The organism is Flavobacterium macacae (assembly GCF_003865365.1).
Classification (GTDB): Bacteria; Bacteroidota; Bacteroidia; order Flavobacteriales; family Flavobacteriaceae; genus Flavobacterium; species Flavobacterium macacae.
This window is the reverse complement of record NZ_RQVR01000005.1, coordinates 71,432-86,655: the sequence shown is the minus strand read 5'-3', so window position 1 is coordinate 86,655 and position 15,224 is coordinate 71,432. Positions and strand designations below refer to the sequence as shown.

Genomic DNA, 15,224 nt, shown 5'->3' with positions numbered 1-15,224 from the left:
AATCAAATTCATAGAATGTCGAGTATTATCCAATTACTTCCTGATCACGTTGCGAACCAAATTGCTGCAGGAGAAGTGGTTCAAAGACCAGCTTCTGTTGTCAAGGAACTTCTTGAAAACGCGGTAGATGCGGGAGCCACAGATATAAAGTTAATTATTAAAGATGCCGGGAAATCCCTTGTTCAAGTCATTGACAACGGAAAAGGAATGAGCGTTACCGATTCTCGTTTGTGTTTTGAGCGTCACGCGACATCCAAGATTCGACTGGCTGAAGATTTGTTCTCGTTGAGTACAAAAGGTTTCCGTGGTGAAGCTTTGGCGTCTATTGCCGCAATTGCCCACGTGGAAATGAAAACGCGCCAAGATCAAGAAGAATTGGGAACGCAGTTGGTTATTGAAGGAAGTAAGTTTATTGCGCAGGACGTGGCGGTCTTGCCAAAAGGAACTTCATTTTCGGTCAAGAATTTGTTTTTTAATATTCCGGCGCGCCGAAATTTCTTGAAGTCAGATACTGTGGAACACCGCCATATTTTAGATGAATTTCAAAGGGTTGCCTTGGCGCATCCAAACATCCACTTCACGATGTATCACAACGGAAGCGAAATGTTTAATTTGCCTCAATCGAATTTTAGGCAGCGTATCGTGAATATTTTTTCGGGCAAAACCAATGAAAAATTAGTCCCGATTCAAGAAAGCACTGAAATTGTTGGGATTCAGGGATTTGTAAGCAAACCAGAATTTGCCAAGAAAAATCGCGGTGAGCAATTTTTCTTCGTGAATGACCGATTTATCAAGAGCGGTTATCTGCACCACGCGATTATGGCCGCATATGAAGGTTTGCTGAAAGACGGTTCGCAGCCCAGTTATTTTATTTACTTGAATGTGCCACCAAACACGATCGATATCAACATTCATCCTACAAAAACAGAAATTAAATTTGATGACGAGCACGCGCTTTATGCAATTTTGCGTTCGTCAGTTAAACATAGTTTGGGACAGTTTAATGTGGCGCCCGTTTTAGATTTCGACAGAGATTCTAATTTGGATACGCCGTATGGTTATGAAGGAAAAGAGGCGTCAATGCCAATTATTCAGGTAGATGCCAATTTTAATCCGTTTGGAAATCCAGAGCCAAGTTTAGCAAAATCATATTCTGGCGGAAGCAGTTACAGCAGTTCGGGAAATTCAGGAAACTCTTTTTCTTCGTATAAAAAACAAGAACCTTCCAGTTGGGAAAGTTTGTATGTCGGTTTAAAACAAGATACAGAAACGATTACTCAAATTGAAGATATTGAATTTGAATCGGAAGAAGTGACAGGTTCACTTTTTAATGACAAAGAAATTGAAGAGGTAGTCCACAGAACGTATCAAATTCATAAAAAATACATCGTAAGTCCGATAAAATCAGGAATGGTGATTATTGACCAGCAAAGAGCGCACCAGCGTGTTCTGTATGAACAATTTTTGACTAACATGACGGTGCATCAGGCATCAAGCCAGCAACTGCTTTTTCCGTTGAATCTTTATTTTTCTTCAACTGAAATTAATTTGATCACTGAATTGCAGCTTTCGTTGATAAACACGGGCTTTGTTTTTGAAGAAATTAACGATGACAGCGTCGTGATTTCGGGATTGCCCGTCAATGTGACAGAAAGCGAGGTTTCAATTCTGTTGGAACAGTTATTGAGTGATTTGCAAGACGGGATTCCGGAGAGCAGTTTTAGCCAAAATGATTCGATTGCAAAGTCAATGGCCAAAAGCCTTGCCGTGAAAACTGGAACGTATTTGACTGAAAAGGAACAAGAAAATCTTGTCAACGGACTTTTTGCTTGCAAAGAACCCAATGTTTCGCCTTTTCATAAACCAACCTTCATCACAATGCGTGTTGAAGATTTAGATAAAAAATTCGCAGTATGATTAACATCACGCCCGTAGTCAAACAATTATTGATTATAAACGTAATCTTTTTTATTGGGTCGCAGATTGTAGCCAATGGTGCTGCATACGATTATCTTTCGCTTTATTTTTTCGAAAATCCGAAATTTGAATTTTGGCAGCCTATTACGCACATGTTTATGCACGGCGGGATCATGCACATCGCTTTTAATATGTTTGCTCTGTATTCTTTCGGAAGCAATTTGGAATATATTTGGGGTGGTAAAAAGTTTCTTTTCTTTTATATTTCTTGTGGCTTGGGGGCTGCAGCTTTGCATAGCGGCGTTAATTATTTAGAATTCAATCACTACTATGATATCTTGATAAATGGCGGTTTGAGTAAGTCTGAGATTTATGCTTTTCTAAATTCAGGCACGGTTAGTTACAATACGCAATTAATTGAAAAATCTGATTTACAAGGAATAATGAGCGCTTTTATTACTCCTGCAGTTGGAGCTTCTGGAGCCGTTTATGGTCTTTTGGTTGCATTTGCCTTTATGTTTCCAAATGCTGAATTGATGATGATGTTTATTCCGGTTCCCATTAAAGCGAAATATTTTGTTCCTGGAATTTTAGCTGTGGATTTATTTTTGGGAGTTACTGGAAAATCTATTTTTGGAGGCGGAAGCGGTATTGCCCATTTCGCCCACATCGGTGGCGCCATTATCGGTTTTGCAATGATGTGGTATTGGAAAAAAAATCAATTTAACGACAGGCGCTGGAACTAAATATTTTTTATTTATGGGAATTGTTGACGACTTAAAATTGCAATATAAATCAGGAGGCATCGCAATGCAGCTGATTTTCTGGAATATCGGGCTTGCCGTAATTTATTTTCTGATTGAAGCTTTTTCTAAAACAGCAATCGCCGAAATCAATTATTGGCTGTTGCTTTCCTCTTCGCCGTCTGAATTAATTTTCAAGCCTTGGACGCTTTTGAGTTACGCCTTTTTTCACGGAGGATTGATGCATTTGCTATTTAATCTTTTGATCTTAAACTTTTCGGCACGATTGTTTTTAACTTTTTTTACGCAGAAACAGTTCTTGGGATTGTATCTTTTAGCCGCAATTTTCTCAGGGCTCATTTTTGTCCTGACGTATTTCTTCTTCGGAAATGCAGGCGTCTTAATCGGAGCTTCGGGTGCAATAATGGCTGTTTTGGTTGCTGCAGCCACGTACGCGCCATTATACCAATTACGGCTTTTGCTGATCGGAAACGTGAAATTATGGCACATCGCTGCGGTTTTTTTACTTTTAGATTTGATTCAATTGCCCGCAAACAATATGGGTGGCCACATCGCGCATTTGGGCGGTGCTTTCTTTGGATTTTTATTTATAAAATTATTGAAAAACGGAACCGATTTAAGTTTGGCTGTAACCAATACCATCAATTTCTTTACTGCTATTTTGAAGCCAAAAAAAGGAACTCCCTTTAAAAAAGTGCATAAGAATCCAATACAGCCACAGCAAAAATCAGCTGGTAAAATTGTAGTTAAAAATAAAACACAGCAGCAGATTGACGAAATTTTGGACAAAATCAGCCAATCAGGGTATGACAGCCTTACCAAAGAAGAGAAGGAATTTCTTTTCAGAGCTGGAAAATAAGTCACGTTTCAGTCCGTTTAATCTTTACCAATCCATTTAAATGAAAGACCTTTCTTGGTTTAATAAAGTAATGTTTGTGCTCAACATAGTCTTGACTGTGCTGACTTTCCTTGCTTATATTTTACCTTTTTTGGCGCCAAAATTATTTCCGTTTTTATCGGTTTTGACAATGATATTGCCGTTAATGTTGATTTTTAACCTGCTTTTCTTCATTTATTGGGGAATCCAGATGAAGCGCCAAATTTTGCTTTCATCATTGGTTTTACTAATGGGAATTACCTTTATAAACAAATTTTATAAATTTTCAAGCACTGACTTGCCAAAATCAGAAAATGATTTTACGGTAATGAGTTATAATGTCCGCCTTTTAAATCTCTACAAATGGATTGAAAGAGACGATGTTGCCGAATTAATTTCCGAGTTTATTAACGACAAGAATCCTGATATTCTTTGCATTCAAGAATATTCTGAAGGCAAAATAAACCTCCGCGCCTACAAGCACAAATTTATCTTGATGAAAGGCGACAAGACCAAAACGGGTCAGGCTATTTTTTCTAAATTTCCGATTATAAATAAAGGCGATATTGTTTTTCCGAATTCAAATAACAACGCGATTTACGCCGATATCAAGCGTGGAAAAGATACGATCCGCGTGTATAATATGCACTTGCAATCTATTAAAATCACGCCTGATGTACACGAAATCAACGAAGATATCAACGGAATCAACGAGCAGAAATCAAAAAAGATTATCAAAAGCATGAGCCGTGCTTTCAAAGCACAGCAAGAGCAGGCAGAGATTTTGATGAATCACAAAAAAGACAGCAAATTGCCTGAAATTATTTGTGGCGATATGAACAACAGCGCGTTTTCTTTCGTGTATAGAAGCATTCGTGGCGACCTGAACGACACTTTTGAAGAAGCCGGCAGCGGTTTCGGGAAGTCGTATAATTTTAATTATTATCCCGCACGGATCGACTATATTTTTGCGGATAAAAAGATGGAAGTCAAAAGTTTCGAGAATTATCCAGACTTTATTAATTCTGATCATTTTCCAATAATGGCGCGCCTTTCAATGGTCAAATAATTTATTTGAAGCGAAAGGTCAGTGATTTATCAGTAATCGCAGTTCCCGCTGTCTTTCCAAATCTTTTTTTCTGAAAAAGAAAAAAAGGATTTTCCCTAACATCGGGGCTAGCTGAAAAACCATATTTTTTTTGTTTTCTTTTGGACCAAGATTGTCGATAAACATAGTGCGGAAAAGCCAATTCCAAACAATCTAGGCATCCAGGAGAATTTCAAAATCTGGCTTCGGCCATAATCTTTAATTTCAAAAAAAAACGGAACAATTTCCGTTTTAATTTGATGCTGTTTTGAATTACAATGCTTGCTTTTTCAAATATTCCACAGCATATCTTCCTTCGTTGAACAGCAAATCTAAGATGCTCAAGTTATTCAAATAGCCGTGTTTCTCTTCAAAAACTTGGGTGTAAGGCTCAAATTGCAAGGTGTCTTTTTTTCCGTTTGCCAAGTGCCTGAAATCGCTGAAATCAGTTGTTTCGTGGAAATACTCTTCAGTTTTTGCATACTTTAAATCAAATCCAAGACAATTTGCAACGATGTCTAAAGCTTCCAGATTTAAATCCATCAAAAAAGTATGTTTCTTTTGAAAAATAGGAGCCAGGTCGTCTTCAAAATACTCAAAGAAAGGCGAAGTTCGATACGCCGCTTCTAATGATTTAAAATGCTGTTTCTGCCAGTCAAAAGCATCTTCGATCTTGACATCTTTTGTCTTCTGGTGGTTCTCTTTTGAATGTTTTACTGGAATATTCAGCATTTGAATGCCATTCGGGCTGTAAATATACATTCGGTTTCGATTCGTCTGTTTTTGGAAATTGTCTTCCATTTCCAGAGTAATCGAATCGGCTTGGACCATCGCAGCAAATTGGCTTATCGACGGAAAATATGTGGGAAGCAAAAGCACATTCATCTCTTAATATTTTGAAGCTTTTCTTTTCTTTCTCTTAATCACAAAGTCAGCAACGAAGTAACCGCCCAAAAGAATTACAAAAATCAAAAAATAAGAAACAGGTTCGCCATTGCCACCAACGGTGGTAAACAAACGTTCCCAACGTATTTTGTCAAACGCTTTTGACCAAGGAATGGACGGATCGATGCTCATCCAAATGAAAACCGGTTTCCCAACAACGTGATCTGCAGGTACAAATCCCCAATAACGGCTGTCTAATGAGTTGTGTCGGTTGTCTCCAACCATGTAATAATAATCTTGTTTGAAGGTGTATGAATTTACGATCTGATTATTAATCCTGATTTCGTCGCCGTTCACTTTTAAGTCGTTTCCTTCGTATTCATGAATAATCATTCTGTAAAAAGGAAGCGTTTGTTTGTCTAATTTTACTGTTTTTCCGGCTTGAGGAATGTAAATCGGACCTAAATTGTCTTGATTCCAGTTTTTTGTGTAGGGAAAAATTCTGTTATCTGGATTTTCACCTTTTTTAGAAATCAATTTGGTAACGCTCTCTACCGTTGGGTTATTCTTTAATTTTTCAGCATTTTCAGCAGTCAATGATATGAAGAAATACGTATTGTCAGCTTGGTTAAAGCCAATGTCGGTAGGATAGATTTTTAAATCTCTTGTTAAATAAGTAGGGTCTAACATGCTGCCGCCCACAGTTGCAACTTTATATGAATATTGCACTTTTGCCCGGTCAGAAAGTTTTAATTCTTGACCATTGATAAACGCTACTCCGTCAACAAAAGATAAGCTGTCGCCAGGCGTTCCCACGCAACGTTTTACATAATTGGTTTTTTTATCAATCGGCTTTCTAATGCCTGTGGCATAAGTTCCCTTAAAATCTTGAACCGTATCAACCGGCCAGTTAAACACCACAATATCATTTTTCTCTACTTGCTCAAAAGCCGGAAACCTGAAATAGGGAAGTTGGGGTTTATTTAAATATGATTTGACGTTCAGCACTGGAATCGTGTCGTGAACCATTGGCGCCGCAACAGTGGTCATCGGAGTTCTGGCACCATAATGGTTCTTGCTTACGAATAAAAAATCGCCTACCAAAAGGGTTTTTTCTAACGAACCTGTTGGGATTGTAAAGGGTTGCATTACGTAAGTGTGGACTAAAGTAGCCACAACAATGGCAAAAAGTAACGAACTGATGGTGTCGGCCGTTTTGTCTTTTGGATGCAAGCTCCTATTTTCAACATAAGTCACGTCTTGCGTATAATTTACATAATAGATATAAAGTCCTAAAGTGAGAACTCCCAACGCCGTATCTAAAGTGGAATTTTTTCCAAAACTGCGCAGCGTTTCCACCCAAACGACAGGAAACATAATCAAGTTTACAATCGGTACAAAAAGTAAGATCACCCACCATTTTGGGCGGTTGATGATTTTCATCAAAATGATTGCGTTGTAAATCGGAATTGCGGCTTCCCAAGCTTGTCTTCCTGCTTTTTTATATAATTTCCAAGTTCCGGCAAAATGCACCACTTGCATAATTAGGAAAAATATAAACCATTGTGTAAGTGTCATTCTCGTATGTTTTTATTTGTATATGTCTATGTAATTTGAAATTTGTTACTTTAAATCCAGCACGTCTTTCATTGTGAAAACTCCTTTTTTACCTACAATCCATTCCGCGGCAATTATGGCACCCAGTGCAAAACCTTCGCGATTGTGTGCGGTATGTTTGATCTCAATTGTATCTACTTCTGAATTGTAGAAAACGCTGTGCGTTCCCGGAACATTTTCAATTCTTTTGGCATCAATCAAAATTTCGTCCGTTTTTGCATTTTCTAAAGCCCAGCTTGAATAATCGGAATGGTCAATAACTCCTTTGGCAAGAGAAATTGCAGTGCCGCTTGGAGCATCTAATTTTTGAGTGTGGTGGATTTCTTCCATTTCCACTTTATATTGATTGAATTTAGACATGATTTTTGCCAAGTGCTCGTTCAATTCAAAGAAAATATTTACGCCAAGGCTAAAATTAGAGCCATAAATGAAAGCGCCTTGTTTTTCATGGCAAAGCGAAACCATCTGGTCATAATTTTCAAGCCAACCGGTTGTGCCAGAGATAACGGGTATATTAAAATCAAAACAAGTAGAAATATTAGCAACTGCAGCATCAGGAATACTGAAATCTATGGCAACAGCAGCATTTTCTAAACCCTCGAAAGAATCATTTCCTGATTTTTTCAAAACGATTTCGTGGCCTCGTTCTAAAGCGATGCGTTCAATCACCTTGCCCATTTTGCCATATCCTAAAAGTGCTATTTTCATGGTAGGAATTTAAAATTTGTAACTTAAAGTAAGTCCTAGATTTTGTTTGTTGTTCAGATCATTTTGATAAATGTCTGGTTTTAAAGTAAGATTGTCATTCACATTAAATTGCTTTAAATGCGCATCAACATTAGCTTCTACAATATTTAAAATATAAAGTCCAACGGTAATAATTAATGAAAGATCTCGTTGTTTTTGGTAATTTCTTTGAGCGGAAATTAACTGCGCATCACTTAGAAAAGAATATTTGCTTCCGTCTACATTTGTACCGGCCAAACGTCTTTTATATTCATCCCGCACATTATGATAGTTTTTATTGTTCCAAGCATAAATTCCTACTCCAGTTCCAATAGCTCCATAAACGATAGGAATTTTCCAATAACTTTTATTATAAGCTTGGCCTAAACCCGGAAGAATAGCCGAATAAAAAGCCGCTTTTGCAGGCGTCAGCGGATTTATATCTTCTGATCTGATGGTATCCTGAACGATAAGAGTTGTTTCTTCCTGAGCAAATACCGGCGTAAATGCAGAAAAAAGAAGAAAGAAAACTATTGCAAATATTTTATTCACTTAACCTTTGATTAATTTGATAATTCGGTTGAAATCCTCTTCAGAATGAAACGGAATTGTAATTTTTCCTTTTCCATTTCCAGCCATTTTTACATCCACTTTTGTTCCAAAATAAGAGCCAATTGCTTTCTTTTCAGATTCGTCAATGGCAAATGAATTTCCTTTTGCCGGTTTTGCCGGTGCAGGTTTCAAGCTTTCTTGATAGTTTTTAACCAAAGTTTCTGTTTCTCTTACCGAAAGATTTTGGCTTACAATTTTTTGGTAAATATCAGCTTGTGCATCTTGATCTTCAATATTGATTATCGCACGACCGTGGCCCATGGAAATAAAACCATCGCGAATACCTGTCTGGATGATTGGATCTAATTTTAATAGACGCAGGTAATTGGCAATTGTAGAACGTTTTTTACCAACGCGATCGCTCATTTGCTCTTGCGTCAATTGAATTTCGTCAATTAATCTTTGATAAGAAAGAGCAATCTCTATTGGGTCTAAATCGTGTCTTTGGATATTTTCAACCAAAGCCATAACCAGCGACTCATTGTCATTTGCAATTCTGATATAAGCGGGAACCGAAGTCAATCCCGCTAATTTTGAAGCTCGAAGTCGTCGTTCTCCAGAAATTAATTGGAATTTATTAAAATCTAATTTCCTAACCGTAATCGGTTGAATAACGCCTAATTCCTTAATCGAAGTAGCCAATTCTTGAAGAGAATCTTCATTAAAATTGGTTCTTGGCTGAAACGGATTTATCTCAATAGCATCGAGTTCAAGCTCAATAATATTCCCAACAACTTTATCTGCATTTTTATCCTCAACCGATTTAATATCGTTTTCAGGATCTTTTAATAGCGCAGATAAACCTCTTCCTAATGCTTGTTTCTTAATCGCCTTTGTCATAAAAATCTATTTCGAATTTTTTTTAATTATTTCTTCTGCCAAATGAAGATAATTGGTTGCACCTTTGCTGGTTGCGTCATAATTAATGATGCTTTCGCCAAAACTTGGCGCTTCACTCAGCTTCACATTTCTTTGGATAATGGTGTCAAAAACCATATCGTTGAAATGTTTTTGAACCTCTTCAACTACTTGATTTGAAAGGCGAAGACGAGAATCATACATGGTCAGAAGTAATCCTTCGATATCTAAATCTGGATTGTGGATTTTTTGAACACTTTTAATAGTATTCAATAATTTACCTAAACCTTCTAATGCAAAATATTCACATTGAATGGGAATAATAACGGAATCAGCGGCTGTTAATGCATTTAAGGTCAAAAGGCCCAATGATGGCGCACAGTCAATCAAGATATAGTCATATTCCTCTTTCACGCTTTCTAATGCCTTTTTTAGCATATACTCCCGATTTTCTTTGTCAACCAATTCAATTTCGATAGCAACCAAATCAATATGAGCTGGAATCACCGAAACATTTGGAGCAGAACATGAAATTATAGCCTCTTTAGGCGTATTGCTGTGTTCTAAAATTTGATAGGTACCAATCTCTACTGCTTCAACATCGATGCCCAATCCAGAACTTGCATTTGCCTGAGGATCAGCATCAATTAATAAAACTTTTTTCTCTAAAACTCCTAATGAAGCGGCGAGATTTACGGACGTAGTTGTTTTTCCAACGCCGCCTTTTTGATTTGCAATAGCAATGATTTTGCCCATTTAATTTCTAAAATTTTGAACCGTAAAAATACAATTATTTATGGGTTTTGAAAATCTATTTTGTTAACAAATGCCAAATCGAATGGGAGACAAAAAAGCCGGACACTATCTTCCGGCTTTATAAGTGCTCTTGTCAAATTGTGATGCGGTTTTTTTGAGAAGAAAAAATAAGATTTATTTCATTATTGGCTCTTTTTTGCTTTAATCATCGCTTCTAATTGATCCCACATTTCTTCAGGAATTGCTTCTAATAAATTGAATTGTCCAGCGCCTTTTAACCATTCGCCTCCATCAATTGTAATGACTTCACCATTGACATACGCTGAAAAATCAGAAACTAAATAAGCTGCCAAATTGGCCAATTCTTGATGGTCGCCGACTCTTTTCAAAGGCACTTTTTTTGCCATATCAAATTTTTCGGCTAAATCCCCGGGCAATAATCGGTCCCAAGCACCTTTTGTTGGAAACGGCCCAGGAGCAATGGCATTGGAACGAATTCCATATTTTGCCCATTCTACGGCAAGGCTTCTTGTCATTGCCAAAACGCCTGCTTTTGCAGTAGCTGAAGGAACTACATAGGCTGATCCTGTCCACGCATACGTGGTAACGATATTTAAAATGGTTGCAGCTTCTTGTTTGGTGTCAATCCAATGTTTTCCAAAAGCCAATGTGCAGTTTTTGGAACCCTTTAAAACAATATCAATAATGGTATCAAAAGCATTTGCTGACAATCTTTCGGTGGGAGAAATAAAATTTCCTGCCGCATTGTTTAATAAAACATCTACTTTTCCGAATTTTTTTAAAACTTCGTCAAGCATCGTTTCCACTTGTTCATAATGGCGGACATCACACGAGACTGGAAGACATTCACCGCCCGTTTCTTTTTCAAGTTCTTCGGCAGTATCTTTCAGTTTTATCATATCGCGAGACGTGATGGCTACTTTTGCGCCAAGTTCTAAAAAATATTTGGTCATTGCTTTTCCAAGACCGCTTCCGCCGCCTGTCACCACAATTACTTTTCCTTCTAGAGCGTAATCGCGAAGCATTTTCTTTTTAAAATCCATTTTGGTTTGTTTTGATTGCTATTTTGTTTTTACTAAAATACACATTTCAAACGTTCTAAAATGTTTTTTACGAAAATAATCTTTTAAAAAAGCGCATTAAAAAACACCTTTAAAAGCGGTCATTTATATTAGTTGTATTGAGGTTCTGAATTATTTTGTAGCAATAGTTTTAGCCAAAATTCGATCTTTAAATTTTACACCAAAACTAACTTGGTCTGATAAGATTTTTTGGTGTCATTTTTTTTGTAAATTTTTGATTTTCACTAAAGTTTCTAAATAAAATTAATCAACAAGGCGGATTTCTAGGCTTTAATGTTAGAGAAGCGCTTCAAAATATAAACAAGAATTAAAATTTGTAACTCGGTAAAAATCAGATGAAATAAATTCAATTTTAAGAAAAAAACTACGCAACCTTTTTGTTTATTTGTTATCTAAAAAAAACGTAACATTATGAAAAACATTAGATTGCTTTGGTTGTTTCCCTCCGTTTTCCTTGTGAGTTGTATTTATCCCGGAGTTGATGATGATTTTAATCAGGCGAATATGTATGATCCAGTGGTAATGCAACGTGTCGACTTTGAAAATTCTGTAGCAGTACAACCTGTTCAAAGCATAAGCGTATCCGGAAAAATTTATATCAAAGAAAATCTTCTTTTCATTAATGAATTTAGAAAAGGCTTTCACGTTTTTAATTATTCAAATCCTTCGAGCCCAACGCCAGTTGGTTTTATTCAAATTCCAGGAGCCACTGACTTAGCTGTTAGAAACAATACCATTTACATCAATCAAGCGGTTGATTTGGTGACTTTGCAATATAATATTTCGGATAATTCATTAACGGTTACCAATAGAAACCGAAATATTTTTCCTCAAATGGTTGCTCCAAATGGTGAATATTTCAATGTCAACGAAAACCAAATTATTGTAGATTTTACAAACTAAGCTAAAAATAAATCATGAAAAATATAAAATTACTTTTTGTTTTTGTTGCTTTTACAGTTTTTGCATGTTCCAGTGATTCAGACAGTTCTTCTCAAAACGGAAATGCTGACGGAACAGGCGGATCGCTTGCTATTTTTGCATTAAGCGGTAATTATCTTTATACGGTTGACAATGAGAGCCTGAATGTTTTTTCACTTTTGAACGAAACAATGCCTGTAAAAGTCAATGATGTTACAATTGGTTGGAATATCGAAACGCTATTTTCAAACGGCGAATTTCTTTTCGTAGGTTCAAGAACAGGAATGTTTATTTATTCAATTCAAAATCCAGAAAATCCCGTTTTGTTATCGCAAGTAGAGCATTTTACGGCTTGTGATCCGGTTGTTTCTAACGGAACTCATTCTTTTGTAACCTTGCATTCAAACACTAATTGTGGTAATAATCTGAATGTTCTTAACGTTTATGATACATCAAATCCCAATTATCCAATACTGATTCATACTCGAAATTTGGTAGCACCAAAAGGTATTGGTCTTTATGGGAATTATTTATTTGTATGTGATGACGTTATAAAAATCTTTGATATTACAAATCCGGAAAATCCAGTTTTGGCAAAAAGTTTAAACGTAACTTCTTTCGATGTCATAATCAAAGGAAACGATCTTTATACCATTGGCGACTCTAATTTAAGCCGATACAGTTTAAATCCGACCAATATTCAAGATATCGATTTGCAAAGCCAAATTAGTTTTTAATTCAAAAGCAACACGCTTATAAAAAAAGGAGATTGATAATCTGAGTAGCAATCATTCCTTAAGCAATAATCAGGAGGTATTCGTACCGCTATTTTATCTTTTCTATTAGAATCTGGCAATCAATAATGTTGTTTGCCAGATTTTTTGTTTCTATTTTATTTATCAGTTTTAACATACAAGAAGGCTATAGCTCTTGTTAAAAGTTTAGTACCTTTAGGGCTTTTTAAGTTTCCACTTAATATTTTAATTCAAAATTTTAAAAACGCCTTATGTATCCCTAAATAGGAAGCAAAAGAACGTGCTTTATAGTGCTATTTTGTACTTTTCATACGTTCCATTTTTTGGTCAAACATTAAAAGTTGATTCTCTTTTAAAGGAAATCAAACCGCAACTACAAGATACAACCAAATTACGAATATACCGCGAACTTGCTGCAGTGTATGCTTCTGTTGATCAAGAAAAAAAATATTATTATGCCGTTAAGTATAAGGCAATTGCTAAACGATTAAAAGTTGACAGCTTAGTTGTAGAGGCCTACATTGATATGGGCGGAAGTCATGCTATTCGTAGTATGATGGATAGTGCCTTTTATTATTTTTCGAGAGCTCATAAATCGGCTGAAGATATAGGTTACAAAAGAGGTATGGCACGCTCAATGATAAACATGGGTTATGTTTATGAAAAAATAGACCAAGTAGAGCAGGCAATTGAAAAGTATAAAGAAGCATTGGCTTTATGTAATAAAATAAATTATACAAAAGGAATTAATCAGTGTTATATTAATATTGGTGGGATTTATCATGAACTTCGCGAATATAAAATGGCTCTTACCTATTTTCAATTGGCAAATAAAAGTTATAATAAAACCGGATTTGAATCAGGAATTGCAGCCTCATTATATTCTATGGCCACGGTTTCTGTTGAGCTTAAAGAAATTGAAAATGCAAAAAAGTATTTTGAAGAAAGCTTAAAGATTAGAAAAAAAATCGGAAATTTAAGTGGAATTGCCCTTGCTACTTGGGGGCTTGCTAGAATTGATATTATTGAAGGAAAATATAAGGAGGCACTACCAAAACTAGAAATGGCTTTAAAACTGAATATCGAATTAAAGAATACTTTTAATGAAACGGCGGTTTTGGTATCTTTTTCAAGAGCTTATATTGGCTTAAAAAAAACTATAAAGAAGCCAAAAAATACGCAACAAGAGCTTATCATAACAGTATCATAATGAAATCGATGTTTGTGCAATCTAATGTGGTTTGGGTATTAATGCAGATTGAAGAAGAACAAGGCAATTATAAAAAAGCGTTTAAATATCAAAGGGATTACCATGCTTTAAGAGATAGTATAAAATTAGAGAATAAGCTCAAGGATGTTGTTGTTACTGAATTTAAAAGGGTGAATTCTGAAAATGAACGGCTGACTAAAAGCAATAAAATCATTCAGACAGAAAATATAAATCATGAAAAAACGATTTTAACAACAGTAATTATTCTAGTATTCGTAGTTATTTTGCTAGTACTTTTTTATAAAAGAAACCTAGAAAAGAAAGCTACAAATCTTTTATTAAAAAAACAAAGAGATGAAATTGTAGAAATTAACAAGGAGCTCGAATCCCTAAACGAAGAAGTTGTAGCGCAAATGGAAATAACGACCGCACAAAATAAAGAATTAGAACAGGTTAATAAAGTGAAAAATAAGTTTTTCTCTATCGTTTCGCATGAATTAAGAAGTCCGATTGCTACATTAAAAATGCTTTTTGGACTTCACAGACAAGGACATCTGAATAATGATGAATTGAATAATTTGTTGACTAAATTTGAAGAAACAATTTATTCAACGTCCGCATTTCTCGATAATTTGCTCCATTGGTCTAAAAGCCAGTTAGACGGAATCGTTATGAGTAGGTCGGAATTTGATATAAGTAATTTAGTGGATGAAAATGCTAGATTAATTGAAACAGCAATTCGGTTGAAAGGAATAAAGCTTGAAATAAATATTGAACCCAATACCAAGGCTTTTGCTGATGTAAATATGATTAATGTGGTTGTTAATAATTTGATTTCTAACGCTATGAAATTTTGCGATACAGGTGATGCAATTACGGTTGAAGCTCATAATTCTAAAGGAAAAATGTTTTTATCAATTAGGGCTAACGGCCCAGGAATAAGTAAAGAAAACATTGAAAAACTTTTTGATTTAGAACATACTATTACGACAAGTACAAGTGGAGAGAAAGGGCATCATATAAGTCTTGTGCTTTGTAAAGATATGATAGAACAAAACAATGGGGAAATCAAAGTAGAAAGTGAAGATGGTAAAGGAACCACTTTTTTAATTGAATTACCTGAACTAGAATTTTAG

Annotated in this window: 15 protein-coding genes; 8 read left to right on the top strand and 7 right to left on the bottom strand. The window is 35.7% G+C overall.

Going from position 1 to position 15,224, the window contains the following annotated elements:
- Window positions 1–15: 15 nt before the first annotated feature.
- The 4 genes from mutL to EG849_RS05985 are packed head-to-tail and all read left to right on the top strand — an operon-like array spanning window position 16 to window position 4,627.
- Window positions 16–1,917, top strand: a complete 1,902-nt coding sequence (mutL, locus tag EG849_RS06000; protein ID WP_125012172.1) for a DNA mismatch repair endonuclease MutL — start codon at window positions 16–18, stop codon at window positions 1,915–1,917.
- Window positions 1,914–2,663, top strand: coding sequence for a rhomboid family intramembrane serine protease (locus EG849_RS05995; protein WP_125012171.1), 750 nt, complete (start codon window positions 1,914–1,916; stop codon window positions 2,661–2,663). The genes mutL and EG849_RS05995 overlap by 4 nt, the downstream gene beginning before the upstream one ends.
- A 13-nt stretch (window positions 2,664–2,676) precedes the next feature.
- Window positions 2,677–3,540 carry a rhomboid family intramembrane serine protease gene (locus EG849_RS05990; protein ID WP_125012170.1) on the top strand — a complete coding sequence of 288 codons (864 nt, stop codon included), beginning with the start codon at window positions 2,677–2,679 and terminating at the stop codon, window positions 3,538–3,540.
- A gap of 40 nt (window positions 3,541–3,580) precedes the next feature.
- Window positions 3,581–4,627: an endonuclease/exonuclease/phosphatase family protein gene (locus EG849_RS05985; protein WP_125012169.1), complete on the top strand. Its 1,047-nt coding sequence runs from the start codon at window positions 3,581–3,583 to the stop codon at window positions 4,625–4,627.
- A gap of 291 nt (window positions 4,628–4,918) precedes the next feature.
- On the opposite strand, the gene EG849_RS05980 is transcribed toward EG849_RS05985, so the two are convergent.
- From EG849_RS05980 to EG849_RS05950, 7 genes are all read right to left on the bottom strand, one after another.
- Window positions 4,919–5,530: a WbqC family protein gene (locus EG849_RS05980; RefSeq protein WP_125012168.1), complete on the bottom strand. Its 612-nt coding sequence runs from the start codon at window positions 5,528–5,530 to the stop codon at window positions 4,919–4,921.
- Window positions 5,531–5,533: 3 nt separating this feature from the next.
- A complete protein-coding gene (gene lepB / locus EG849_RS05975) occupies window positions 5,534–7,108 on the bottom strand; it encodes a signal peptidase I (RefSeq protein WP_125012167.1) in 1,575 nt (524 codons plus the stop codon).
- A gap of 45 nt (window positions 7,109–7,153) precedes the next feature.
- On the bottom strand, window positions 7,154–7,855 hold the full coding sequence (gene dapB / locus EG849_RS05970) for a 4-hydroxy-tetrahydrodipicolinate reductase (protein ID WP_125012166.1): 702 nt from the start codon (window positions 7,853–7,855) through the stop codon (window positions 7,154–7,156).
- A gap of 9 nt (window positions 7,856–7,864) precedes the next feature.
- Window positions 7,865–8,425, bottom strand: a complete 561-nt coding sequence (locus EG849_RS05965) for a DUF5683 domain-containing protein (protein WP_199732257.1) — start codon at window positions 8,423–8,425, stop codon at window positions 7,865–7,867.
- Window positions 8,426–9,325, bottom strand: a complete 900-nt coding sequence (locus EG849_RS05960) for a ParB/RepB/Spo0J family partition protein (protein WP_125012165.1) — start codon at window positions 9,323–9,325, stop codon at window positions 8,426–8,428.
- Window positions 9,326–9,331: 6 nt separating this feature from the next.
- Complete coding sequence (locus tag EG849_RS05955) at window positions 9,332–10,099, bottom strand: ParA family protein (protein ID WP_125012164.1); 768 nt, start codon at window positions 10,097–10,099, stop codon at window positions 9,332–9,334.
- Between the two features lie 182 nt (window positions 10,100–10,281).
- Window positions 10,282–11,163 (bottom strand): SDR family oxidoreductase, encoded by an 882-nt coding sequence (locus tag EG849_RS05950; protein ID WP_125012163.1) that lies wholly within the window; start codon window positions 11,161–11,163, stop codon window positions 10,282–10,284.
- A 450-nt stretch (window positions 11,164–11,613) separates the two neighbouring features.
- On the opposite strand from EG849_RS05950, the gene EG849_RS05945 reads away from it, so the two are divergent.
- The 4 genes from EG849_RS05945 (at window position 11,614) to EG849_RS05930 (ending at window position 15,224) form a co-directional block, all read left to right on the top strand.
- A complete protein-coding gene (locus tag EG849_RS05945) occupies window positions 11,614–12,105 on the top strand; it encodes an LVIVD repeat-containing protein (protein ID WP_125012162.1) in 492 nt (163 codons plus the stop codon).
- 14 nt (window positions 12,106–12,119) lie between these two features.
- Window positions 12,120–12,860 (top strand): LVIVD repeat-containing protein, encoded by a 741-nt coding sequence (locus EG849_RS05940; protein ID WP_125012161.1) that lies wholly within the window; start codon window positions 12,120–12,122, stop codon window positions 12,858–12,860.
- A gap of 316 nt (window positions 12,861–13,176) precedes the next feature.
- A complete protein-coding gene (locus EG849_RS05935) occupies window positions 13,177–14,088 on the top strand; it encodes a tetratricopeptide repeat protein (protein ID WP_125012160.1) in 912 nt (303 codons plus the stop codon).
- A complete protein-coding gene (locus EG849_RS05930) occupies window positions 14,088–15,224 on the top strand; it encodes a sensor histidine kinase (RefSeq protein ID WP_125012159.1) in 1,137 nt (378 codons plus the stop codon). The genes EG849_RS05935 and EG849_RS05930 overlap by 1 nt, the downstream gene beginning before the upstream one ends.